General features: G+C 69.4%; 21 protein-coding genes. 10 read left to right on the forward strand and 11 right to left on the reverse strand.

Going from position 1 to position 21,309, the window contains the following annotated elements:
* Nucleotides 1-32: 32 nt before the first annotated feature.
* Nucleotides 33-1,628, forward strand: coding sequence for a fatty-acid--CoA ligase FadD1 (fadD1, locus tag IU449_RS05100; RefSeq protein WP_195000769.1), 1,596 nt, complete (start codon nt 33-35; stop codon nt 1,626-1,628).
* A gap of 75 nt (nt 1,629-1,703) precedes the next feature.
* On the opposite strand, the gene IU449_RS05105 is transcribed toward fadD1, so the two are convergent.
* Nucleotides 1,704-2,771, reverse strand: coding sequence for a diacylglycerol kinase (locus IU449_RS05105; protein ID WP_195000770.1), 1,068 nt, complete (start codon nt 2,769-2,771; stop codon nt 1,704-1,706).
* On the reverse strand, nt 2,768-3,562 hold the full coding sequence (locus tag IU449_RS05110) for an SDR family oxidoreductase (RefSeq protein ID WP_195000771.1): 795 nt from the start codon (nt 3,560-3,562) through the stop codon (nt 2,768-2,770). The genes IU449_RS05105 and IU449_RS05110 overlap by 4 nt, the downstream gene beginning before the upstream one ends.
* Before the next feature lie 127 nt (nt 3,563-3,689).
* Here IU449_RS05110 and IU449_RS05115 point away from each other — a divergent pair, with 127 nt between their 5' ends.
* The gene (locus IU449_RS05115; protein WP_324188098.1) at nt 3,690-4,565 is read left to right on the forward strand and encodes a helix-turn-helix domain-containing protein; all 876 of its coding nucleotides are present in this window, start codon (nt 3,690-3,692) and stop codon (nt 4,563-4,565) included.
* Between the two features lie 86 nt (nt 4,566-4,651).
* Entirely contained in the window at nt 4,652-5,524 is an 873-nt protein-coding gene (locus IU449_RS05120) for an alpha/beta fold hydrolase (protein WP_195000773.1), read from the forward strand.
* A gap of 78 nt (nt 5,525-5,602) precedes the next feature.
* Here the strand turns inward: IU449_RS05120 and IU449_RS05125 are convergent, their stop codons facing one another.
* The 4 genes from IU449_RS05125 to IU449_RS05140 all read right to left on the reverse strand — a co-directional run bounded on the left by IU449_RS05125 (nt 5,603) and on the right by IU449_RS05140 (nt 9,428).
* Nucleotides 5,603-7,243: an MFS transporter gene (locus tag IU449_RS05125; RefSeq protein ID WP_195002327.1), complete on the reverse strand. Its 1,641-nt coding sequence runs from the start codon at nt 7,241-7,243 to the stop codon at nt 5,603-5,605.
* A gap of 37 nt (nt 7,244-7,280) precedes the next feature.
* A complete protein-coding gene (locus tag IU449_RS05130) occupies nt 7,281-7,811 on the reverse strand; it encodes a MarR family winged helix-turn-helix transcriptional regulator (protein ID WP_195000774.1) in 531 nt (176 codons plus the stop codon).
* A gap of 156 nt (nt 7,812-7,967) precedes the next feature.
* Complete coding sequence (locus tag IU449_RS05135; RefSeq protein WP_195000775.1) at nt 7,968-8,768, reverse strand: crotonase/enoyl-CoA hydratase family protein; 801 nt, start codon at nt 8,766-8,768, stop codon at nt 7,968-7,970.
* A 204-nt stretch (nt 8,769-8,972) separates the two neighbouring features.
* Nucleotides 8,973-9,428 (reverse strand): MarR family winged helix-turn-helix transcriptional regulator, encoded by a 456-nt coding sequence (locus tag IU449_RS05140; protein WP_195002328.1) that lies wholly within the window; start codon nt 9,426-9,428, stop codon nt 8,973-8,975.
* Nucleotides 9,429-9,962: 534 nt separating this feature from the next.
* On the opposite strand from IU449_RS05140, the gene IU449_RS05145 reads away from it, so the two are divergent.
* The 3 genes from IU449_RS05145 (at nt 9,963) to IU449_RS05155 (ending at nt 13,371) form a co-directional block, all read left to right on the forward strand.
* Nucleotides 9,963-11,327 carry an MFS transporter gene (locus IU449_RS05145; protein ID WP_228804149.1) on the forward strand — a complete coding sequence of 455 codons (1,365 nt, stop codon included), beginning with the start codon at nt 9,963-9,965 and terminating at the stop codon, nt 11,325-11,327.
* 110 nt (nt 11,328-11,437) lie between these two features.
* Entirely contained in the window at nt 11,438-12,955 is a 1,518-nt protein-coding gene (gene adh / locus IU449_RS05150) for an aldehyde dehydrogenase (RefSeq protein WP_195000777.1), read from the forward strand.
* A complete protein-coding gene (locus IU449_RS05155; protein ID WP_195000778.1) occupies nt 12,955-13,371 on the forward strand; it encodes a DUF779 domain-containing protein in 417 nt (138 codons plus the stop codon). The genes adh and IU449_RS05155 overlap by 1 nt, the downstream gene beginning before the upstream one ends.
* A 70-nt stretch (nt 13,372-13,441) precedes the next feature.
* Here the strand turns inward: IU449_RS05155 and IU449_RS05160 are convergent, their stop codons facing one another.
* Nucleotides 13,442-14,332 carry a universal stress protein gene (locus IU449_RS05160; protein WP_195000779.1) on the reverse strand — a complete coding sequence of 297 codons (891 nt, stop codon included), beginning with the start codon at nt 14,330-14,332 and terminating at the stop codon, nt 13,442-13,444.
* Between the two features lie 231 nt (nt 14,333-14,563).
* Here IU449_RS05160 and IU449_RS05165 point away from each other — a divergent pair, with 231 nt between their 5' ends.
* Entirely contained in the window at nt 14,564-15,040 is a 477-nt protein-coding gene (locus tag IU449_RS05165) for a hypothetical protein (RefSeq protein ID WP_195000780.1), read from the forward strand.
* On the opposite strand, the gene IU449_RS05170 is transcribed toward IU449_RS05165, so the two are convergent.
* The gene (locus IU449_RS05170; RefSeq protein ID WP_157101242.1) at nt 15,000-15,161 is read right to left on the reverse strand and encodes a hypothetical protein; all 162 of its coding nucleotides are present in this window, start codon (nt 15,159-15,161) and stop codon (nt 15,000-15,002) included. The genes IU449_RS05165 and IU449_RS05170 overlap by 41 nt on opposite strands.
* 233 nt (nt 15,162-15,394) lie before the next feature.
* Between IU449_RS05170 and IU449_RS05175 the strand changes: the two genes are divergently transcribed.
* Together IU449_RS05175 and IU449_RS05180 are read left to right on the forward strand one after the other, a co-directional pair.
* Nucleotides 15,395-16,204 carry a DUF72 domain-containing protein gene (locus tag IU449_RS05175; RefSeq protein WP_195000781.1) on the forward strand — a complete coding sequence of 270 codons (810 nt, stop codon included), beginning with the start codon at nt 15,395-15,397 and terminating at the stop codon, nt 16,202-16,204.
* A gap of 223 nt (nt 16,205-16,427) precedes the next feature.
* Nucleotides 16,428-17,039, forward strand: coding sequence for a nucleoside deaminase (locus tag IU449_RS05180; protein ID WP_195000782.1), 612 nt, complete (start codon nt 16,428-16,430; stop codon nt 17,037-17,039).
* 13 nt (nt 17,040-17,052) lie between these two features.
* On the opposite strand, the gene IU449_RS05185 is transcribed toward IU449_RS05180, so the two are convergent.
* On the reverse strand, nt 17,053-17,403 hold the full coding sequence (locus IU449_RS05185) for a hypothetical protein (protein ID WP_195000783.1): 351 nt from the start codon (nt 17,401-17,403) through the stop codon (nt 17,053-17,055).
* Between the two features lie 366 nt (nt 17,404-17,769).
* Between IU449_RS05185 and IU449_RS05190 the strand changes: the two genes are divergently transcribed.
* The gene (locus IU449_RS05190; protein WP_416382151.1) at nt 17,770-19,173 is read left to right on the forward strand and encodes a hypothetical protein; all 1,404 of its coding nucleotides are present in this window, start codon (nt 17,770-17,772) and stop codon (nt 19,171-19,173) included.
* A gap of 2 nt (nt 19,174-19,175) precedes the next feature.
* Here IU449_RS05190 and IU449_RS05195 read toward each other — a convergent pair whose 3' ends face one another.
* Together IU449_RS05195 and IU449_RS05200 are read right to left on the reverse strand one after the other, a co-directional pair.
* Nucleotides 19,176-20,171 carry an alpha/beta hydrolase gene (locus tag IU449_RS05195; RefSeq protein ID WP_195002329.1) on the reverse strand — a complete coding sequence of 332 codons (996 nt, stop codon included), beginning with the start codon at nt 20,169-20,171 and terminating at the stop codon, nt 19,176-19,178.
* Between the two features lie 78 nt (nt 20,172-20,249).
* Nucleotides 20,250-21,134, reverse strand: coding sequence for a universal stress protein (locus tag IU449_RS05200; RefSeq protein WP_195000785.1), 885 nt, complete (start codon nt 21,132-21,134; stop codon nt 20,250-20,252).
* Nucleotides 21,135-21,309 lie beyond the last annotated feature (175 nt).

Genomic DNA, 21,309 nt, shown 5'->3' on the forward strand with positions numbered 1-21,309 from the left:
TTGCTTCGCCGAGCTCGGATCGGAGGTCTTCCATGTCCCTGACCATGCAACAACTGCTGGCGCAACACACAGAACGCGACAACCTCGCCGTCGTCCACGACACCGGCGACGGCCGACAGCTGCGATGGACCTGGAAGGAATACATCGAACGCGCGTCCCGGCAGGCAGCGACGATCATCGAACACCTCGACACCCGCCGCCCCCTGCACGTGGGCGCCCTGCTGGGCAATACGCCCGCCATGCTCACCGCCATCGCGGCAGCCGCGCTGGGCGGATACGTGCTGTGCGGGATCAACGACACGCGGCGCGGCGGCGGCCTGCTGGCCGACATCACCACCGCGGACGTACAGATTCTGTTGACCGACGCCGAACACCGGCACCTGCTCGATCACCTGGACCTGGCGACCGTCCGTGTGATCGACGTCGACGACAGCCGATGGCAGCACCGATGCGACGGCGCCGGGGCACTGACACCGATCCACCGAGCCCAGCCGGCCGACCCGTTCATGATGATCTTCACCTCGGGCACCAGCGGCGATCCCAAGGCTGTTCTCGTCTCCCACCACATGGTGGTTTTCGCGGGCCGCAACCTCGTGGACAGATTCGGGCTGGACAGTGGCGACGTCTGCTATCTCGCCATGCCGATGTTCCACTCCAACGGCATCGTCGCGGGTTTCGCCCCCGCCGTCACGGCGGGCGCGACCATGGCGCCGAGCAAGTTCTCCGCCTCCGGATTCCTCGACGAGATCCGCTCCTACCGAGCGACCTACATGAACTACGTCGGCAAACCTCTCGCCTACGTACTCGCCACCCCGGCCCGACCCGACGACTCCGAGAACACCCTGCGTGTGGCTTTCGGTAACGAGGCGTCGGACCAGGACATCGAGCGGTTCTCCCAACGGTTCGGTGTTCGGGTGGTCGACGCCTTCGGCTCCACCGAGAACGCGGTGATCATCATCCGCGAGGAGGGCACTCCGCCCGGATCGGTCGGACGCGGTCTGCCCGGCGTCGCGATCTACCACAGCGATCCGATCGCCGAGTGTCCGCCGGCGGTCTTCGACGACCACGGAGTGCTGACCAACCCCGACGCCGCCATCGGCGAACTCGTCAATACCGCGGGCGCCGGATTCTTCTCCGGCTACTACAACAACGAGGAAGCATCCGCGGAACGGATGCGCGCCGGGATCTACTGGTCCGGAGATCTCGGCTACAAGGACTCCGACGGCTGGATCTACCTCGCCGGCCGCACCGCGGACTGGATGCGCGTCGACGGCGAGAACCTGACCTCGGCACCGATCGAGCGGATACTGCAGCGCCACCCCGACATCAGCCGCGTGGCGATCTACCCGGTCCCCGACGATCTGGTCGGCGACCAGATCATGGCGGCGATCGTGCCGCGATCCGGATCACGGCTCGACCCAGGCGAATTCGGCGAATTCCTCACCCGCCAGGAGGATCTGTCACCGAAGGCATGGCCGCGGTTCGTGCGGATCGCCACCGAACTCCCGACCACCGCCACCAACAAGATCCTCAAACGCGTACTGGTGTCCGAGGGAACCGACGTGCGCTCCGACATCCTGTGGACTCGGCTCGGCCGCGAACACGCCTATCGTGTGGTGGGAGATTGATCAGACCACGCGCTGCCCTGATCGACATCCCTGCCGACCGGTGACACCGAACAGGCATCGACACCCCGACCGGGATCAGTGCGCCGCGGGCGCGGAGATCAGCGGAAGCTGCGCCGCGGTCAGGATGCCCGGTGCCGCGGCGACCACCGCGGGCACCGCGTTCACGATCCGCATGGCCGTACCGACCAGGGTGGCGTAGTTGTGGTCGCCGTTGCGGCTGGAAGCCACCAGATCCAGCGCGTACGACGGCTCCCCGGTGATCCGGACCTGGTAACAGCCCTGCGGATGGGTGGGCTGCGGCCACTGCGGACACAGATCCGGCCGCAGCCGGGTGACGTGCTCGAGCACCGTCACCACCCGATCCCCCACCATGCCGCGCACCTCGAAGCGCAGCGCCGCGGCGCTGCCCGCTTCGATGTGCCCGGTCGCGATGTCGAACGACTCCGGCGCGGGCGCGCGCTCGTAGATCTCGGTGACCGCGTCCAGTTCCACCCCGATCCCGGCGGCCAGCTGGCGCACCACGCTACCCCAGGCCAGCGAGAGCACGCCGGGCTGCAACAGCATGGGCGTCTCGTCCAGCGGACGACCGAAGCCCATGATGTCCACCATGACCGCGCGGTTGTCATAGCTGGCGTAGTCGACGATCTCCAGGCAGCGCACCTGCTCCACGGACAGGCAGGTGCCGGTGAGCGCCAGGGGCAGCAGGTCGTTGGCGAAGCCGGGATCGATGCCGTTGACCCACAACGTCGATCCGCCCGCGGCCGCGGCCTCCTCGACCGGGCGCAGCAGCTCGTCCGGCAGCACGCCGTAGGGGTATTGGAAGAAGACCGGCGCACAGGCCACCACATCGATCCCGGCACGCAGAATCGTCGCGAGTTCCTGCACCGCGTCGAACAGGCGGTTGTCGGTCATGACGCAGTAGACGACGCAGTCCGGCTTCGCCGCGAGCAGCGCGGCGGTGTCGGTCGTCGCCGCGACGCCGACGGGATCGGGTAAGCCGGCCAGGGTGGCCGCGTCCATCCCGGCCTTGGCGTCGGAGCTCACCCGCACACCGGCGAGCTCCAGGTCGGGGTGGGCGAGAATGCCGGCCAGGGCATGCCGTCCCACATTGCCGGTACCGAAGAGCGTTACGCGAAATGTCATGTCAGATCCGGGATCGGGAGTTCGAAATTGGGCGCGATCAGCCCGCCGTCGGCCTCGAGCACCTTGCCGGTGAGGTAGGCGCCCGCGGGCGAAGCCAGGTAGAGCGCGGCCGCGGCGATGTCCTCGGGAGCGCCGAGGCTGTGCAGCGGGGTGTGTTTCTCGATCTCAGCGCGCATACCGGGATCGCCCGCGACGATGTCGAGCGCCGAGGTGTGGATGGCGCCGGGCGCGATGGCGTTGACCCGGATCCGCGGGTTCAGGTCCAGTGCGGCCAGCCGGGTGTAGTGCGCGAGCGCGGCCTTGGCCGTGCCGTAGGCGGCGAAGGCGCGGCCGGGCAGCCTGCCCATGGCGGAGGTGATGTTGATGATGGACCCGCCGCCCGCGCTCGCCAGGATGTGCGGCACGGCGGCGCGGGTGAGGGCGTGCGCGGTGCCGACATTGAAGTCGAACGCCGCCGTCAGCGCTTTCGGGGTGAGGTCGAGCAGCGGGGTGGGCGGGGCGCCGCCGACATTGTTGACCACGATGTCGAGCCGGCCGAACCGGGCGACGGCGGCGTCGGCGAGTCCGGCCACGGCGTCCAGATCGCTCAGGTCCGCCGCGACCACGTGGGCCTGCCTGCCGCACGCGGTGACCTGCTCGGCGACTCCGCGCAACTGATCCTGCGTGCGTGCCGAGATCAGCACGTCCGCGCCCGCCTCCGCGAAAGCGAGGGCGATGGCGGCCCCCAGCCCGCGGCCCGCGCCGGTGACGACGGCGACCTTGCCGTCCAGCCGGAACCGATCGAGAATCATGCCCCTCCTCAGGGTCAGCGAACCTGCGTCGAATATTCGTCACAGACTTGACTAATATTCGTCATAGTACGAACCGATGCGCGCGGAACACAAGGGATCGCGGGCAATTCACCTCCGGAGGTCAACCGTGGATCGCTCGCCCTCACCGCCCACCCGGCGGGTGCTGGATGTGCTCACCTTGCTCGCGGACGCCCGCGAGGCGTTGCCGGTCGCCGCGGTGGCCGATCGGCTCGGGCTGGCCCGCGCCACGGTCACCGCGATCCTGGCCGAGCTGGACGAGGCGGGCTGGGCGCAGCGCGACGCCGGACGCCGCTACCGGCTCGGTCCCGCCCCCGCCGCACTGTTCGGCGGCCCCCCACCGGATGGTCCCCCGGATGCCGCGATCGCCGACGCGCTCGCCACCCTGGTGGCCCGCACCGGCGCGGGCGCCACCCTGAGCCGGGTGGACAGCAGCGGCCTCACCGTGCTGGCGGTGCGCCACGGACCGGACCGAGCCATCGCGGGAGTCCCCTTGGGCCATCGCATACCGGTCCACTATCCGGCGGGCGCGGCGGTGCTGCCGTGGCGCCCGGGAGCCGAACTGCGGCGTTGGCTGGCCGGCGCACCGGACGCCGAGCGAACGAACGCCGCCGCCCTGCCCGCGCTGGTCCGCGAGCGCGGGGTCGCGGTGTTCGGGCCGCGCCCCGAAGACGCGAACACCGTCGAGTTGCTCGCCGATCTGCTCACCGCGCTGGGACCGGAGATGCTCGAACCGCACCTGCGCACCCGGACCCTGCGCCGTCTGAGCGAGCTCACCGCGCGGCCCTATACCGCCGCCGACCTGGACTCCCCGGATCCGCTGCCGGTCAGCTACCTGGCGGCGCCGGTGTTCGACCAGGGGGTGGCGACGCATGAGGTGCAGTCGGGGCCGTTGCGCTCGGCGGCGACGCGCGCGGAGCGCGACGAGTACGTGGCCGCCACAATCGCCGCGGCGCAACAGATCAGCGCGGCCTTCGCATCCTGAACACGGGATAACCGGCCGCGACGAGCAGTCCGGTCGATCTCTCCGTGAACCGATGAATTCTCGCCGTCCGCACCGTCCACAGTGACATGCAGACCACACATGTTCTCGAAACCGCGGCGGCCGACCTCGTCTACGACGTGCGAGGCCCACTGCCGACCGCGGACGGGCTCCCGCCGCTGATGATGATCGGCCAGCCCATGGACGCCGCGGGCTTCCGTGCCCTGGCCGACCGATTTCCCGATCGCACCGTCGTCACCTACGACCCGCGTGGGCTCGGTCGCAGCAAACGCAAGGACAACCGGATCGACCATACGCCCTCGACGCAGGCCGAGGATGTGCACGAGGTCATCGCGGCCCTCGGTGCGGGTCCTGTCGAGATGTTCGCCAGCAGCGGTGGCGCGGTCACCGCGCTGGCCCTGGTGGCCGCCCACCCCGGTGACGTGACGACGCTGGTAGCGCATGAGCCGCCGCTGCTCCCGCTGCTGCCCGACGCCGCGGCCGCCGAGCGCGCCTTCGCCGAAGTGCGCGAGGCCTACCAGGCCAAGGGATTCGGTGCCGGAATGGCCGCGTTCCTCGTGATGACGTCGTGGCAGGGTGAGTTCACCGAGGACTATTTCGCCCAGCCCGCGGCGGATCCGGCCATGTTCGGGATGCCGACGGAGGACGACGGCTCCCGGGAGGACCCACTGTTGTCCGACCGCTCCCGTGCCGTGAGCGACTACCACCCCGACGTCGCGGCGCTGGCCGCGGCGCCGACCCGGGTGGTGATCGCGGTCGGCGAGGAAACCGGGAACACCCTGACCGCTCGAACCTCGCACGCCGCCGCCGCGCTGCTCGGACAGCAGGCCACCGTATTTCCCAGCCACCACGGCGGTTTCACCGATGGCGAGTTCGGCTACCCTGGGCAGCCCGACGAGTTCGCCCGGACCCTGCGAGAGGTACTGAGCGCCGCCCGCTGAGCCGACCGGCAGGCCGGTCCGGACCGGCCTGCCGGGCAGGGGTTCGTCACTGTGTCATCGTTGCCGATCGCCTGTCGGTCATCGGCTGTTCGACACCTGGACCGACGCCTCCTCGACCAGCTCGGCCGGGGTGGTGGGCGCCTCGGCCGACTCCACGTCGGCGGCGCTCACCCCGCCACCGGCCCGCGCGCGATCCGGCGCACGCATCGGATCGTCGGCGGGATCGATGTCGATCGTGGTGCGCAGCGGCCGGTTCGGCAGCACCAGCGTCGCGAGCAGGGCGATGAAGGTGGCGACCGCGGCGAACAGGAACAGCCGTCCGGTGGCGTCACCGTAGGCGGCGCGGATGACCGCGAGCACCGGTTCGGGCAGCGCCTTCAGATCGAGGTTGCCGCCGCCGGAGGAGCCCGCGGGCACCCCCAGCTTCGCCAGGCCATCGGCCGAGAGGTCCGCGACGCGGGTCGCCAGCACCGACCCCAGCACCGACACGCCGATAGCGCCGCCGAAAGTACGGAAGAAGGCGACACTGCTCGATGCCGCGCCGATGTTCTGCACGCTGACGGTGTTCTGCACGGCCAGCACCAAGTTCTGCATCATCATGCCGGTGCCCATGCCGACCACGGTGATGTAGATACCGACCAGCCACAGGTTGGTGGCGTGGTCGATGGTCGCCAGCAGCGAGAAGCCCACGACCATGAGCGCCGCGCCCGCGATCACGAAGCCCTTCCACTTGCCGAAGCGAGTGATGAGCTGACCGGACACCACCGAGGCGACCAGCATGCCGCCCACCATCGGGATGGTCAGGACGCCCGCGACAGTCGGCGAATAGGCCCGCGCGGTCTGGTAGTACTGCCCCAGGAAGGTGGTCGCGCCGAACATGCCGACACCGACGGCGATCGAGGCGATGATGGCCAGACCGGTGGTCCGCTCGGTCACGATCTTCAGCGGGATGATCGGGGACTGCGCCCGCGATTCCACCCACACGGTGGCGGCCAGCAGCAGCACGCCCGCGCCGACATAGAGCGCGGTCTCCTTCGACGCCCAGCCGTAGTAGCCCGCCTTGCCGGCGAACGACACCCAGATCAGCAGCACCGACACACCGGCGGTGAGCAGCGTCGCGCCCAGCCAGTCGATGGAGACGTCCTGCTTGCGCTCGGTGGGCAGCCGCAGCGTGCGCTGCAGCAGCAACAGCGCGATCACGGCCAGCGGCACACAGACGAAGAAGGTCCAGCGCCAGCCCAGCGGGCTGTCGACGATCACGCCGCCCAGGATCGGACCGCCGGACATCGACACGGCCATGACCGCGCCCATGTAGCCGGAGTAGCGGCCGCGTTCACGCGGGGCGACGATCGAGCCGATGATGGCGACCACCAGCGCGGTCAGGCCACCCATGCCGATGCCCTGGAACACCCGGGCCACCAGCAGCAGTTCGACGTTGTGCGCGCAGCCCGCCAGCACCGAACCCGCCACGAAGATGACGATCGAGGACTGGACGAGCAGTTTCTTGTTGAACAGGTCGGCGAGCTTGCCCCAGATCGGGGTGGAGGCCGCGTTCGCCAGCAGCGCCGTGGTGATCACCCAGGCGTAGGCGGTCTGCGAACCCTGGAGATCGCCGATGATGGTCGGCAGCGCGTTCGCGACGATGGTGGTGCTCAGCAGCGCGGTGAACAGCGCGGCCAGCAGACCCGTCATCGCCTCGAGCACTTCGCGATGGGTCATCGCGGCGGGATCGGATCGTCTCACCGTCTCCACTGAACTAGACATCCACTTCCTGACTTTCTTTCGTCGCCGGCGTTCCCTCGCCCACGAGGGTGCGGTGTGCGTGTTCTGTCTGTGCTGCGTGCTCGGACTGCGCGTACTCGGTCAGCGAGGTTCTGAGCTTCTGCATCGCCGAGCACGCCTGTTCGGCGTCGGCCTCGTCCCACTCGGCGAGAATCGACTGCAGCCCCTGCGCCCGGGACGCCCTGATGCGCTCGAGCAGCGCGCGTCCGGAGCCGGTGACCCGGATCAGGGTGGCGCGTCCGTCGCTGGGATCGGGCGAACGCGCGACATAGCCCGCCCCGACGAGTTCGGTGACGTGCCTGCTCAGCGCGGAGGCGCTGATGCACAGATCGACCGCCAGATCGCCCTGCCGACAGGATTCGCGGGCGTCGAGGGTGCCGAGCACCCCGATCGCACCCGGCAGCAGCATGCTCTCGTCGGGATGGGTCAGTGCACCCCGCACAGCCCGGCCGATCAGATAGAACTCCCTGATCAGATTCTGGGCTGTTTCGGTCGACACCGACATCGGAGACCTCCACGGATTGATTGGTTGCAGTAAGCAACTATATTTTAATTGCTTTCGCTAATCAAATAGTTCATAACGGACATCACACGACCGCCCCGCCGCTCACCGAGCGGCGGGGCGGAGACCAGGCGTACAGAGCCGGAAGGAGGCGGCCGGTCAGCGGCCGGTGAATCGAGGCGGGCGCTTGTCGAGTATCGCGACGACCGCCTCGTGATGATCCTCGGTGGTGTGCGCGATCGCCTGCATGGCCGCGGACAGCTCCAGCAGCGACTCGAGCCGCTGATGCTGGCCCTCGCGGATCAGCCGCTTGGTCATCCGCAACACGTGCGGCGGGTTCACCGCGACCCGGGCGGCCAGCGCGAGAGCCGTGTCGAGCAACTCCTCCCCCGGCACCACCCGCGAGACCAGACCCCATTCGAGCGCGGTGGCCGCGTCGATGGCATCGCCGGTGAAAGCCATCTCGCTGGCCCTGGCCATGCCGATCGCCCGCGGCAGCAACCAGGCACCGCCGTCACCGGGAATCAGCCCGACCTTGACGAAACTCTCCGCGAAGACGGCCTTGTCGGCGGCCAGGCGCATGTCGCACATCAGCGCGAGATCGCAACCCGCACCGATGGCCGGGCCGTTGACCGCGGCGATGGTCGGAATCTCGCAGTCGTACAACGCCTTCGGAATGCGCTGGATACCGTGTCGATAGCCGGGACGCAGATCGGCGGGACCGCCGCCGAACATGCCCGCGCGATCACGCATGTGCTTGATGTTGCCGCCGGAGGAGAACGCCGAGCCCGCACCGGTGAGGATCGCGACCCGCACCTGCGGGTCGGCCTCGGCCGCGGCGACCGCCGCCTCCAGCGCCTCGATCGTCTCCGGCTCGGAGATCGGATTGCGCGCGGACGGATTGTTCAACGTCCACACCACGATCGCGCCGTGACGTTCGACGAGGACGGGCTCGTTCATGGACACCCCTAGCAATTCGGCCTGCCTGCGGATACGCGCCCGGCGACCGGCACCGCGATCCCGGCGCCGAGCCAGGATAGCGCGCGCCGACCACGCCGCCCGTCCGCACGAGCTCGGATCGACCGTCGGCGACTCACCCGGCAGCCGCCACGGACGATGAGCCCGCGCCGCCGCGCTCGCCGATGCCGATCGGCGCGAGGTCGCCTACCGCGAGTCGGCGCGGTGGTCCGACGGCGGCTCGGTACGGCCGTCCGGACGCGGCCACGGGCGCCGGTCCAGGCGCTCGAGGCCGGTGTTGAATCGGCGCAGGTATTCGGCGAAGGCCGCGACGTCCTCCGCGGACCAGTCCTCGAGAGCGCGCCCCAGTGCACGGATGTTGCGCTCGCGCACCTGCTCGAGCCGGGCCGCGCCCTCCTCGGTGATGCGGAACTTGCGGGCCAGCCCACCGGCGGGGTCGGGAATGCGCTCGATCAGACCCGCACCCATCATGGCGGTGGTCTGCCGGTGCAGAGTGGAGGTGTCCAGGCCGAACGCGTCGCTGAGCTCGCCGACCGACATCGGCCCCTGCATCCGCACCCGGTGCAACACGATGTAGGCGCTGCGATCGAGCGGGCCGCCCCGGCGCGAGATGCCCGCCAGACTGTGGCGACCGAGCAGCATCGTCTCGAACTCCACCGCATCGGTGGGCGCGCCCTTCGACGCAGCGTCGGGACCTGCCGCCCCGACCCCGGCCTCAGCGCTCGCGCACTCGCTCCCGGCGTCGTCCGGCGCCGCATGGTCCTCGCCCGGGCCGCCTCTCACCGCATCTCCCCTGCCCTGTCGTGTCCGGATGTATCGTCGCGCACCACGCCGCCCCGCGGCGCGCTTTGTCTCTCCGCGGCCCGGCGCGGTGCCGAATATCTCACCCTCGGTCGATATCGCGGTGGCGCATCCCGCCGAGCGGATCGACAAGACAGCCGGGGCCTTGCGCGAGCCACGAACATACCCGTCCCGGCAACGCGAATGCGCCCGCTGCCGACAGTTACGTCGTTCACCAGCAATTTTGCATTATGCAAACCATGTGTATCCTGCATCGGTCGTGTCCGCACACACGATTCTGTTCGTCATGAGGAGATCCCGGTGCCCCCAGCAAATCCCAGGCGTAGCGAATTCGTCGTCGCCGCGCTCGCCGCGGGCGGCATCGTCGCCGCACTGATGCAGACCCTGGTCGTGCCGCTCATCGGTGAACTCCCGCGCATCCTCGACACCTCCGCGTCCAACGCCTCCTGGGTGATCACGGTGACCTTGCTGGTCGGCGCGGTGGCCACGCCGATCACCGGTAGGCTCGGCGATCTGCACGGCAAGAAGCGCATGCTGCTGATCTGCGCGATCCCGCTGTTCATCGGCCCGCTGGTGTGCGCGGCCTCCTCGTCGGTCGCGCCGATGATCGTCGGCCGCGGTCTGCAGGGCATCGGCGCGGGCATCATCCCGCTGGGCATCAGCGTCATGCGCGACGTGCTGCCCGCCGAACGCCTGGGCAGCTCCATCGCGGTGATGAGCGCCTCGCTGGGGATCGGCGGCGCGCTCGGCCTGCCGATCTCGGCCGCGGTCGTGCAGTACACCAGCTGGCGGATCATGTTCCTCGGGGTCGCGGTGCTGGTCGCGCTCGTCGCCGCGGCGGTGTGGTTCCTGGTTCCGCACGCGGAGCCGACGGGCACCGGCGGTTTCGACCCGCTCGGCGCACTGGGTATCGGCATCACGCTGGTGTGCCTGCTGCTCGCGGTGTCCAAGGGCGGCGACTGGGGCTGGACGAGCACGCTCACGCTGAGCCTGTTCGCGGCCGCCGCTGCGTCGCTGACCGTCTGGCTGTGGTGGGAACTGCGCCTGGACGACCCGCTGATCGACCTGCGGGTCGCCGCGCGGCGCCCGGTGCTGCTGACCAATGCCGCCTCGGTGGTGATCGGCTTCGGCATGTACGCGCAGTCGCTGATCCTGCCGCAGCTGCTGCAACTGCCCACCGCCACCGGCTACGGACTGGGGCAGTCCATGCTGGCGATGGGCCTGTGGATGTTCCCCGGCGGCCTGGTCATGATGGCGGTCTCGCCGGTCGGCGCCCGGGTCTCGGCGCGCTATGGCCCGAAGATCACCCTCGTCGCGGGCAGCCTGGTGATCGCGCTCGGCTACGGCATCTCGATGGTGCTGATGGGCTCGGCGCCCGGCCTGCTGGTGGTGACGTGTGTGTCCAGCGCGGGCGTCGGCCTGGCCTACGGCGCGATGCCCGCGCTGATCATGTCCTCGGTGCCGCTGTCGGAGACCGCCTCGGCCAACAGCTTCAACACCCTCATGCGCTCGATCGGCACCACCACCTCGGCCGCGGTGATCGGCGTGGTGCTCGCCGGGATGACCACCCGGTTCGGCGGGCACACGATCCCCACCGAAGCGGGCTTCCGCACCGGCCTGCTGCTCGGTTGCGGTCTGGCCGTGGCCGCCGCCCTGGTCGCGCTCGGCATCCCCGGCCGCCCGAAGAGCGTGGCCCAGATCCCGGTGACCGCGGGCGAACCCGCTCCCAGCCGGGCCTGACGACGCGCCCGCCCTCGGTTCAACGTTTCGCCAACCCTCGCGCGGCATAGTGAGCCGCATCACGGTCGAGCACCGTGCATGCATCCGGACTCAGCGAGGAGTGACCCGCCATGATCTATGCCAAGCCGGGAACCGAGGGCAGCGTCGCCGACTACGCCGCCCGCTACGACAACTTCATCGGCGGCGACTGGAAGCCGCCGGTGGAGGGCCGCTACTTCGAGAACCCCTCGCCGGTCGACGGTCAGGTGTTCACCGAGGTCGCCCGTTCCTCGGCCGCCGACGTCGAACTCGCCCTCGACGCCGCGCACGGCGCCGCCGACGCCTGGGGAGCCACCTCGGCCGGTGAGCGCGCCAACATCCTCAACAAGATCGCCGACCGCATCGAGGCCAACCTCGAATCCCTCGCCGTGGCCGAGACCTGGGAGAACGGCAAGCCGGTCCGCGAGACCCTGGCCGCCGATCTGCCGCTGGCCGTCGACCACTTCCGCTACTTCGCCGGCGCGGTGCGCGCCCAGGAAGGCGGCATCAGCGAGGTCGACAAGGACACCATCGCCTACCACTTCCACGAGCCGCTCGGCGTGGTCGGCCAGATCATCCCGTGGAACTTCCCGATCCTGATGGCCACCTGGAAGCTGGCCCCGGCGCTGGCCGCGGGCAACGCGGTGGTGCTCAAGCCCGCCGAGCAGACCCCGGCCTCCATCCTGAAGGTCGTCGAGCTGATCGCCGACCTGCTGCCGCCCGGCGTGCTCAATGTGGTCAACGGTTTCGGCATCGAGACCGGAAAACCGCTGGCTTCGAGCCCGCGCGTGGCGAAGGTCGCGTTCACCGGTGAGACCACCACAGGCCGGCTGATCATGCAGTACGCCAGCGAGAACATCATCCCGGTCACCCTCGAGCTCGGCGGCAAGAGCCCCAACATCTTCCTGCCCGATGTGACCGCCGCCGACGACGCCTACCTCGACAAGGCCGTCGAAGGTTTCGTCATGTTCGCGCTCAACCAGGGCGAGGTCTGCACCTGCCCCTCCCGCGCGCTGATCCACTCGTCCATCTACGACGAGTTCATGGCCCGCTGCGTCGAGCGCACCAAGGCCATCGTCAGCGGCAACCCGCTCGACGACGCCACCATGATCGGCGCGCAGGCCAGCAACGACCAGTACGAGAAGATCCTGTCCTACATCGACATCGGGCGTCAGGAAGGCGCGGAGATCCTCACCGGCGGCGGGCCGCGCAAGGTCGACGACCTCGAGGGCGGCTACTACGTCGAGCCGACGATCTTCAAGGGCCGCAACGACATGCGGATCTTCCAGGAGGAGATCTTCGGCCCGGTCGTCTCGGTCACCACCTTCGACACCGTCGATGAGGCCATCGCGATCGCCAACGACACCCTCTACGGCCTGGGCGCAGGCGTGTGGACACGCGACATGAACACCGCCTACCGGCTCGGACGCGCCATCAAGGCGGGCCGGGTGTGGACCAACTGCTACCACGCCTACCCCGCGCACGCGGCCTTCGGCGGCTACAAGAAGTCCGGCATCGGCCGCGAGAACCACAAGATGATGCTCGACCACTACCAGCAGACCAAGAATCTGCTGGTGAGCTACTCGCCGGACAAACTCGGATTCTTCTGATGCCCGAAAGCATCGAGCGGGTCGCGCTGACCGAGGCCGCGACCGCACTGCTGACGCGGCTGACCGCGCAGTACGGCCCGCTCATGTTCCACCAGTCCGGCGGATGCTGCGACGGCAGCGCGCCGATGTGCTACCCGCGCGGAGAATTCCGCGTCGGCGCCTCAGACGTGCTGCTCGGTGAAGTGGGCGGCGACATCCCGTTCTGGATGAGCGCCGACCAGTACGAGTACTGGAAACACACCCACCTCACCGTCGACGTGGTGCCCGGCCGCGGCAGCGGATTCTCCGTGGAGGCGCCCGAAGGCGTGCGCTTCCTCCTGCGCTCCCGGCTGCTCACCGACGACGAGACCGAACGGCTGGCGGCCGAACCGCCGCCGCGCACCGGCGCGGACGCGCCGGACGGCCGCGGCGGGTAACCCTCGACGCCGAACGCCGAACGCCGGATCGGGCCGTGACCGATCCGGCGTCCATTCGCACGAGAGCAGCTCAGCGCTTGCGTACCACCGTGATCGGGCACTCCACGGTGTGAATCAACGCGTTGCTCGTCGAGCCGAGCAGCATGCCGGTGAAGCCACCACGACCGTGACTGCCCACCACCACCTGCTGGGCGTCCGCGGAGGCGTCCAGCATGGCGCGCACCGGGCGGTTCGCCACCACGATCCGGCGGACCGCCACCTCCGGGTAGCGTTCGCCGTATCCCGCCAGCCGCTCCGCCAGCAGTGCCTCCTCGTCGGCGGCGATGGCTTCCCAGTCGACGATGCCCAGTTCCAGGCTGTTGGTGTCGCTCCAGGAATGCAGCGCGATCAGTCCGACGCCGCGCCTACTCGCCTCCTCGAAGGCATATTCGACCGCGTCCACGCTGTTCTCGGTGCCGTCGACGCCCACCAGGATCGGCTTGCCCGCCCACTGGTCGGCGCCCGCCGCCGTCTCGTGCACGACGGTGACCGGGCACTGCGCGTGCCGGGTCACCGCGGTGCTCACCGAACCGAGCAGCCCGCGCCGGAACGCCCCGAGCCCGCGTGAGCCGACCACGATCATCCTGACCCGCTCCGAGTAGGCCAGCAGCGACGGGATGACGAAATCGAACGTCACCTCGGTGGTCATCTTCAGGTCGGCGGGCGCGGACGCCGCGAGCTGCTCGCGCACCTCCGCGACCAAGCGCTCTCCTTCGGCCTGCAGCAACTCCAGCTCCGTCACCGGCAGCGTGAGGCCGGTGCCGTAGCCGGTGCTCACCGCCACCGAGGTGATCAGATGCAGGGTGCTGCCATGCAGCGCTGCCTCGGCCGCGGCCCACACAGCTGCCTGACGTGAACTCTCCGAACCGTCCACCGCGGCGACAATCAGCGGTTCGATCGACTTCTCCCGTGTCTCGGCCACCTCGGGTCCCTTCCGTTCCACCATGTCTGTCCGGGAGACGTCCCGGCCGTCCCTGCCAGCATGCCCCATCTCGGCGCCGCGCCCCGGCGGCACCCGCGGTACTCGACGCCGCGAACACAGGGACCGGTGTGCGCAATGCACAGGCAACAGTAATGCAATCGGTCGGCAACCGGCTTCTGATGATCTCGGCGGATGTACGAATCCTGCTGCACCCCATACGATATCGCGCACGTGCTCCGACGCCGCTACGGTCTGCCGGTCGCCCTCGACAGCTACCGGCCGACGCTGGTCTGCGGGGCGCGCATCGGGGCGATCGACATCCCCGCGCACATGGCCGGCCCGGTGCTCGACGAACTGACGAACGCAGCGGCGGGCGAACAGATATCCGCCCCCGTGATCCGCAATCCGCGTGACACGGTGTGGACCTTCCTCGTCCGGCCGATCGGCCCGATCACCGCGGCACGACGGCGACAGCTGGCCGAAAGCGGGGTCACCGTGCGGGCACGCGGACGACGGGTGATCCTGCCGGTCACCGACAGCGGATTCGGATGGCGCTGGGTCGGCGAGCCCGCTCCCGGGCGATTGCGGCTGCCCCAGCGGGCGACGATTCTGGAGACGATCGATCGGGCGGACGGCGCTGACGAGGATCGCCGCCCACCCGGTCGTGTCAGGCTCCGTGCTTGCGGCGGCGGAACTCCTCGGCGATGAGACGCAGGCACGTGTCGTGCTCGGTTTCACCGGGATGAGCCTCGCGCCGCAGCCGCAACATGGCCTGCGGCAAACCGATGCCCAGCTCACTCGACAGCCGCACGGCATCGACCTTCGGCATTTCTGATCCTCCACGAACTTGTTTGAATTAGAACAGCAACCGTCTCTTCGTACCCGAGAGCGACCTCGGCGAACCCTCGAAAACATCTCGATCACATGAAGGCCGCTCACGGGCCGGGCGGCAGGAGCGAGGAGAGTCTACGACCACGGCGAATCCCCTCCGCACCGGCCCGGCACAAAGGGCGACAGCGTTTCCCGCGACGCCCCGATGGCCTGCGGAGGCACCATGGAGGCATGGGTCGGATCCGCATCGGAACCTCGGGCTGGGTGTACCCGCCGTGGCGCGGCGTGTTCTATCCCGAGGGCCTGCCGCACAAGAACGAATTGGCCTACCTGGCCCAGCGCTTCGACAGCGTCGAGATCAACGGATCGTTCTATGCACTACAGCGACCGTCGAGCTATCAGCGCTGGGCCGCGCAGACCCCATCGGATTTCCGTTTCGCCGTCAAGGGAAGCCGTTTCATCACCCACATGAAACGTCTGCGCGGCGGCGAGAGCGCACTCGCCAACTTCCTCGCCTCCGGCGTCCTCGCCCTCGAGGAAAAGCTCGGCCCGATCCTGTGGCAGCTGCCGCCGACCTTCCGCTACGACCCCGAGGCACTCGCCGGGTTCTTCCAGGCTCTGCCGCGCAGCACCGCCCACGCCGCCGAGATCGCCTGCCACCACGACCACCGCGTCACCGACCCGCACACGACCGTCGGCGCCGATCGTCCGATGCGGCACGCGCTGGAGATCAGGCATCCCAGTTTCCTGACCACGGAGTTCTGCGATCTGCTGCGCCGGTACGGCATCGCTGTCGTGGTGGCCGACACAGCGGGCACGTTCCCCCTCATCGAGGAAGTCACGGCCGATTTCGTCTACGTGCGGCTACACGGTCACGAGGAGCTCTACGTCAGCGGATACACCGACGAAGGTCTGGACATGTGGGCCGGCAAGATCCGCCGGTGGGCCGAGAAGGGCGACGTGTACGCCTATTTCGACAACGACGCCAAAGTGATGGCACCCCGTGACGCGCTCGCCCTCCGAGAGCGACTCGCCGACTGACGGCAGACCAGCCCCCCTTCCCTCGTTGCTTCGGTGAAGGTGATGTTCAGGTGTGGCCTGCGGTCACGTGCCGCGGTAATCATCAATAGATGGCAATATCTCCATATCGACACGGATAATCGGATATTGCGGTGACCCACTGCGGTAACCACTCCGCAACCGCCCTCGCCTACCGTGCCGAGGGCGGGTCGACGAACTCGCGCCGACGAGAAGGGACCGCGCCGTGAACCACGGGCACCTGCCGCGCTCATTCGGAGCCACCCTGCCCGACTGGGTGTTCGACGAACTGGCCCACTCCCCCACCCCGCTGCGCACCGACGCGGAACGGATGGAATTGGCGCTGCGATTGGCCGCACGCAACCCCCTCGAGGGGGCCGGCGGACCGTTCGCCGCGCTCGTCATCGACTCCCCCACCGGCGAGATCGTAGCGGCGGGCGTGAATCTCGTTCTGTCCAGTGGGCTTTCCGTCGCGCACGCCGAAGTCACAGCGCTCTCCCTCGCCCAGACCCGCGTCGGCGATTGGGACCTCGGGGCCGCGAGCGCCCCCGAGCGCGAACTCGTCGTGAACTGGCGACCGTGCGCCCAGTGCTACGGAGCCGTCCTGTGGTCGGGTGTGAAACGCCTCGTCATCGCCGGCGAGGGGCCCGAAGTGGAACAACTCACCGGCTTCGACGAAGGCCCGATGCGCCAGGACTGGGCCGAGCAATTGCGCCGCCGCGGCATCGAGGTCGTCATCGGCGTGCAACGCGAGCAGGCCGTGTCGATGTTCGCCGAGTACGGGCGCATCGCCGTCGAGCGCGGACTCACCGTCTACAACGCCCGCGGCGGCGCGTGATCGCTCGAGACGATCAGTTCCAGAGCACTGCGATCACGACATTGACGATGCCGAGGCCACCCGCGGCGTGCGTCATCCACGCGACGTCCTTGCCCTTCTTGGCGTCCGCGTGGCCGATCTCGGCGAAGGCGGCGACCGCCACGGCGATGACCAACTTGGTGCCGATCTTGGCCATGTCGGGGTCCTTGCCGAGCGAGTCGATCGACTCGGCCAGGCCGACGAGGATCACGCCGGTGAGGATCTGCAGGCGCGCACCCCACACCATCACCTCGTTCACCCTGGGCTGCCCGGCGGCGTAGCCGCCGATCAGCGCCGCGAGGCCGAGGAAGTGGGTGACGACGATCAAGTTGTAGACGACATCCATGGGACCAGAGGCTAATGGATGATCGCCTTGTCTACTACGTTCGGTAGTGAATTCGTCACGTCGTTTCGGTGACCTCTGATCGAGCACGAAGGTCATGCCTCACAGCGGGATACACAGGTCACGGTGGCCTCCCCGCTCGGCCGCGAAGGGGGCCGGCGACAGCGTTGCTCGAGCGCGACGCTGTCCGCGGCCGCACACGACTCGGTGCGCACGGCCCGAAAATGCTGGTGCCGCGCCGGATTTCCCGGTCGAAGCGCTGCGCCCGGCGACGGTGGGCGCGGTAGCCTGCTGCGACGCGACCCCCGATGACGGCTCGGCGGTTCGCCGGACGCCGATCCGCCGAGGAAGTGACCGATGCATCACCTGATGAGAAATGCGGCCTCGATCGCAGCCGCAGTGATCGCGATGGCATGGCCGGGTCCTGCGGGTGCCGCTCCTGGTGCGCCGGATGTGGGTCCGGCGGGGACGGCTCTGATGCACGGTGATCTCGCTTCGACCGATTCCACTCCGCATCCGGGTCCCGGGCCGGGCGCTCGGGCGGCCGCCTGGTCGATGCCCGGCGCGGTGTGCAGCGCGACATTCCTGACCTCGGAGGGTCGGCCGGTGGCGCTGTGCACAGCCTTCGTCGGGCTCGACCCGCTCACGGTTGTCTCGCCCACAGTGCTGATGTTCGACCCGATCACGGCGCGACCCGTCGCATCGCTGCAGCTGGCCGAAGGCGGCCTGCTGGGCGGGGTCTACGGCTATCTCGACAGCCGCGACCGGGTGGTGGTCGCCGACGGTTCGGGGGCGATCGTGAAGGTCGCGCACCATCGGGACGTCGACGGCGCCACCCAGCTGTTCGTCGACGAACGCATCGACCTCGGCGCACACATTCCCGCCGGTGACGCCGTCACCGGTGTGGCCCCGGACTACGAGGGTCGCATCTGGTTCGCCACGACCGGCGGCGTGATCGGCACCGTCGACGCGAACGGGCGGATCGGCCGCACCCGATTACCCGACGGGGAGAAACTCACCAACGGGCTGAGCATCCACCCCGGCGGCGCCTCGGTCCTCACCAGCCGCGCGCTCTACGAGATGCGCGCCGAGGGCATCGGTGTCCCGCAGATCGTGTGGCGGCGCGACTACGAGGCGGGCACCACCCGCAAGCCCGGTCAGCTCGCCGCCGGTTCGGGTACCACGCCGACCTATTTCGGGCCGGGCGGGGACAGCTGGGTGGCGATCGTCGACGACGCCGCGCAACCGCAGCTGATCGTCCTCCGCACCGCCGACGGATCGGTCGTGTGCCGCATGCCCGCTTTCGGCACCTCGGGGCAGGGCACCGAGAATTCGCCGATGGCGTGGGGGAACTCGCTGATCATTCCCAGCACGTACGGCTTCGCCTATCCCCCGAACGCGACCGACGGCCCCAGCGATCCCCCGCATGCCGCCTTCCGCGGCGGCATGACCCGCATCGATGTCGCCGAGACCGGGTGCGCGCGGGTGTGGGAGAGCGAGGACCGGATGGCTACCCTGCCCAAGCTCTCCCGCGCCGACGGATCGATTCACGCGTTGGCCTACGGTCCGGCTCCCGCCCACGGTGGCGTGCAGCAACTCGGACCCGTCTACTACAGCGCTGTCGATGTCGAGACCGGGCAGCGGCGCGCACACGTGCAGGTGGGCGTCGCACCGATCGACGAGCCCTTGCAGCTCACCGGGACGATCGGACCCGACGGATCGTTCTGGCAGGGCACGTTCGGGCGGATGCTGAAGATCGTGCGCGCATCGTGAACTCAGTCCGCGGTCAGGGCGGCGGCCAGCAGCGGCCAGGAGCGGCGGAAGTCCTCCGCCCAGTAGGCCCAGGTGTGCGTGCCGCCGCGACGCAGCTCGAGCGTCGCCGGAATTCCCGACTCGAGGAGACGGTCGGACAATTGGCGAGCGCAGTCGGCGGCGATCGCCTCCAATGCTCCGCCGATCACCAGTTGGTCGGCGAATTTCCGTAGGTCGCCCTCGGTTCCTGGCGCGTCCAGGGTGTCGTGTTCGCCCGGCAGGCCCGAACCGGCGGACAGATAGACCGCGGTGCCGCGCAGTTCCTCGACTCGCAGGTATGGGTCGTTGGCAGCCCACCGGGGATCCTCCGGCGGTCCCCAGAGGTTGGCCGGGTCGCCGCCGCGGATACGGACCACGGTGTTCACGATGGCGCGACCGCGCGCGTCACTGGTTCTGGCGCAACCGCTGTAGGCGCCGATCGCCCGGTAGAGACCCGGAGCGCCCAGGGCGAGCTGGAAGACCGAGGTTCCCGCCATCGAGATCCCCGCGATCGCATTGGCTCCGTTGCCGTGGAAAGCGTCGTCGACGAGCGGCGGCAGTTCTCGGGTCAGGAACGTCGCCCACCGTTGGGTGCCCAGGGCCGGGTCCTCGGCGTGCCAGTCGGCGTAATAGCTGGCCTCACCGCCGAGCGGCATCACCAGAGTGACCTGTTCGTCTTCGAGAAACGTTGTCACATCGGTCTTCTCGAACCAGTTGCCGCCGTCGTCGCCGCCGGAGATGCCGTTGAGCAGGTACACCGTCGGTGCGGGAATCCGCCGGTCGGCGGCGGCGCGGACCCGCACCCGCACATCGGTGTCCATCGCCGCGGAGTACACGTCGAGTTCGTAGTCGCGGCCGGAATCGAGCACGGTTGTCCGGGAGATGCGCGCCGCAGACGCGACGGTGTCCGTGGGCCCGGCGACGGCGTACCCCCCTGCCCCGAGTGCCGTTCCGACGACGGCGGTGAGAGCGACGAGCATGCGAACGCGAGGGTCGGCCACCTGTCGGAATCTAACGCACGTCGTCCCGGCCCACGGGGGTTCCGGTAGGACGGGGCGTCAGCGCACCACGACCATCGGGCACTCCACCATGTGCAGCAGCGCATTGCTGGTGGAGCCGAGCTGCATGCCGGTGAAGCCACCTCGGCCGCGACTTCCGACGACCAGCATCTGAGCCTGCGCCGCGGCCTGGTGCAGAGCGCGAACCGGGCGGTCGGAGACCACGATCCGGCGGATCGTCACCTCCGGGTAGTCCTGTCCGTACCCGGCCATCCGCTCGGCCAGCACCGCCTCCTCCGCGGTCCGGATCGCCTCCCAGTCGGCCGGAAGGCAGACGGTGCTGGTGTCGCACCAGGAGTGCACCGCCACCAGATCGACCCCGCGGCGAGCGGCCTCCGCGACGGCGAAATCCACCGCCGCCGCGCTGTGCCGGCTCCCGTCCACGCCGACGACCACCGGCGCCCGGCGCAGAGGCTCGTCGTGGACAGGCCGGTCGGGAATCACCGCCACCGGACACGTCGCGTGCCGCACCACCGCCGTCGTCACGGATCCGAGCAGTCCGGGCAGGTACGCGCCCGTGCCGCGGCTGCCCAGCACGATCATGCGCACCGTGGCCGAGCGCTCCAGCAAGGTGGGGATCACGAGGTCCGCGCAGACCTCGGTGGTGATGTCCGGGCCGGTCTTCTGCTCAGCTGCCACCGCCTCGCTCGCGATCCGCGCGGCCGCGGCGACCACGCCTTCGCCTTCCCCGCGCCGGCGTTCCCGATCGGCCGCCGACAGGATGCGCGCGGGTCCGGCGCAATCGTCGATCGCGGTGAAGACGTGCAGCGGGGCGTTGTGCAGGGCGGCGGTCACCGCCGCCCAGGCGGCTGCCTGCTGCGAGCTCGGTGAGCCGTCCACCGCCACCAGGATCGGCGCGTTGCCCGGAGTCTCCCGTGCGCTCATACCTTCTCCCTCCACGGTTCCTCGTCGAACTCGCCTGCTCGCTCGGCCGCGTCGATCGGCTCGGTGTCGCCGGTCGGTCTGGTCGTCCGGGGGCTTGCGGTCGAGTCTGCCGTAGTCGGGGGTGTCGCTGCCAGGACCGCCCGCTCCCCACGATCCGGATCCGATTCCGCCGACC

Origin of the sequence: Nocardia higoensis (genome assembly GCF_015477835.1) — a bacterium.
In the GTDB taxonomy this organism is placed as follows: domain Bacteria; phylum Actinomycetota; class Actinomycetes; order Mycobacteriales; family Mycobacteriaceae; genus Nocardia; species Nocardia higoensis_A.

Excerpts from the sequence above, each read along its gene's own strand:
- IU449_RS05175 (WP_195000781.1), top strand. The coding sequence starts at position 15,395 with ATGGGTCGGATCCGCATCGGAACCTCGGGCTGGGTGTACCCGCCGTGG.
- IU449_RS05125 (WP_195002327.1), bottom strand. The coding sequence starts at position 7,243 with ATGACCCATCGCGAAGTGCTCGAGGCGATGACGGGTCTGCTGGCCGCG.
- IU449_RS05185 (WP_195000783.1), bottom strand. The coding sequence starts at position 17,403 with ATGGATGTCGTCTACAACTTGATCGTCGTCACCCACTTCCTCGGCCTC.
- IU449_RS05170 (WP_157101242.1), bottom strand. The coding sequence starts at position 15,161 with ATGCCGAAGGTCGATGCCGTGCGGCTGTCGAGTGAGCTGGGCATCGGT.
- IU449_RS05135 (WP_195000775.1), bottom strand. The coding sequence starts at position 8,768 with ATGAACGAGCCCGTCCTCGTCGAACGTCACGGCGCGATCGTGGTGTGG.
- IU449_RS05200 (WP_195000785.1), bottom strand. The coding sequence starts at position 21,134 with ATGAGCGCACGGGAGACTCCGGGCAACGCGCCGATCCTGGTGGCGGTG.
- IU449_RS05105 (WP_195000770.1), bottom strand. The coding sequence starts at position 2,771 with ATGACATTTCGCGTAACGCTCTTCGGTACCGGCAATGTGGGACGGCAT.
- IU449_RS05110 (WP_195000771.1), bottom strand. The coding sequence starts at position 3,562 with ATGATTCTCGATCGGTTCCGGCTGGACGGCAAGGTCGCCGTCGTCACC.
- fadD1 (WP_195000769.1), top strand. The coding sequence starts at position 33 with ATGTCCCTGACCATGCAACAACTGCTGGCGCAACACACAGAACGCGAC.
- IU449_RS05130 (WP_195000774.1), bottom strand. The coding sequence starts at position 7,811 with ATGTCGGTGTCGACCGAAACAGCCCAGAATCTGATCAGGGAGTTCTAT.
- IU449_RS05120 (WP_195000773.1), top strand. The coding sequence starts at position 4,652 with ATGCAGACCACACATGTTCTCGAAACCGCGGCGGCCGACCTCGTCTAC.
- IU449_RS05155 (WP_195000778.1), top strand. The coding sequence starts at position 12,955 with ATGCCCGAAAGCATCGAGCGGGTCGCGCTGACCGAGGCCGCGACCGCA.
- IU449_RS05195 (WP_195002329.1), bottom strand. The coding sequence starts at position 20,171 with ATGCTCGTCGCTCTCACCGCCGTCGTCGGAACGGCACTCGGGGCAGGG.
- IU449_RS05145 (WP_228804149.1), top strand. The coding sequence starts at position 9,963 with ATGCAGACCCTGGTCGTGCCGCTCATCGGTGAACTCCCGCGCATCCTC.
- IU449_RS05190 (WP_416382151.1), top strand. The coding sequence starts at position 17,770 with ATGAGAAATGCGGCCTCGATCGCAGCCGCAGTGATCGCGATGGCATGG.
- adh (WP_195000777.1), top strand. The coding sequence starts at position 11,438 with ATGATCTATGCCAAGCCGGGAACCGAGGGCAGCGTCGCCGACTACGCC.
- IU449_RS05140 (WP_195002328.1), bottom strand. The coding sequence starts at position 9,428 with ATGCTGCTCGGTCGCCACAGTCTGGCGGGCATCTCGCGCCGGGGCGGC.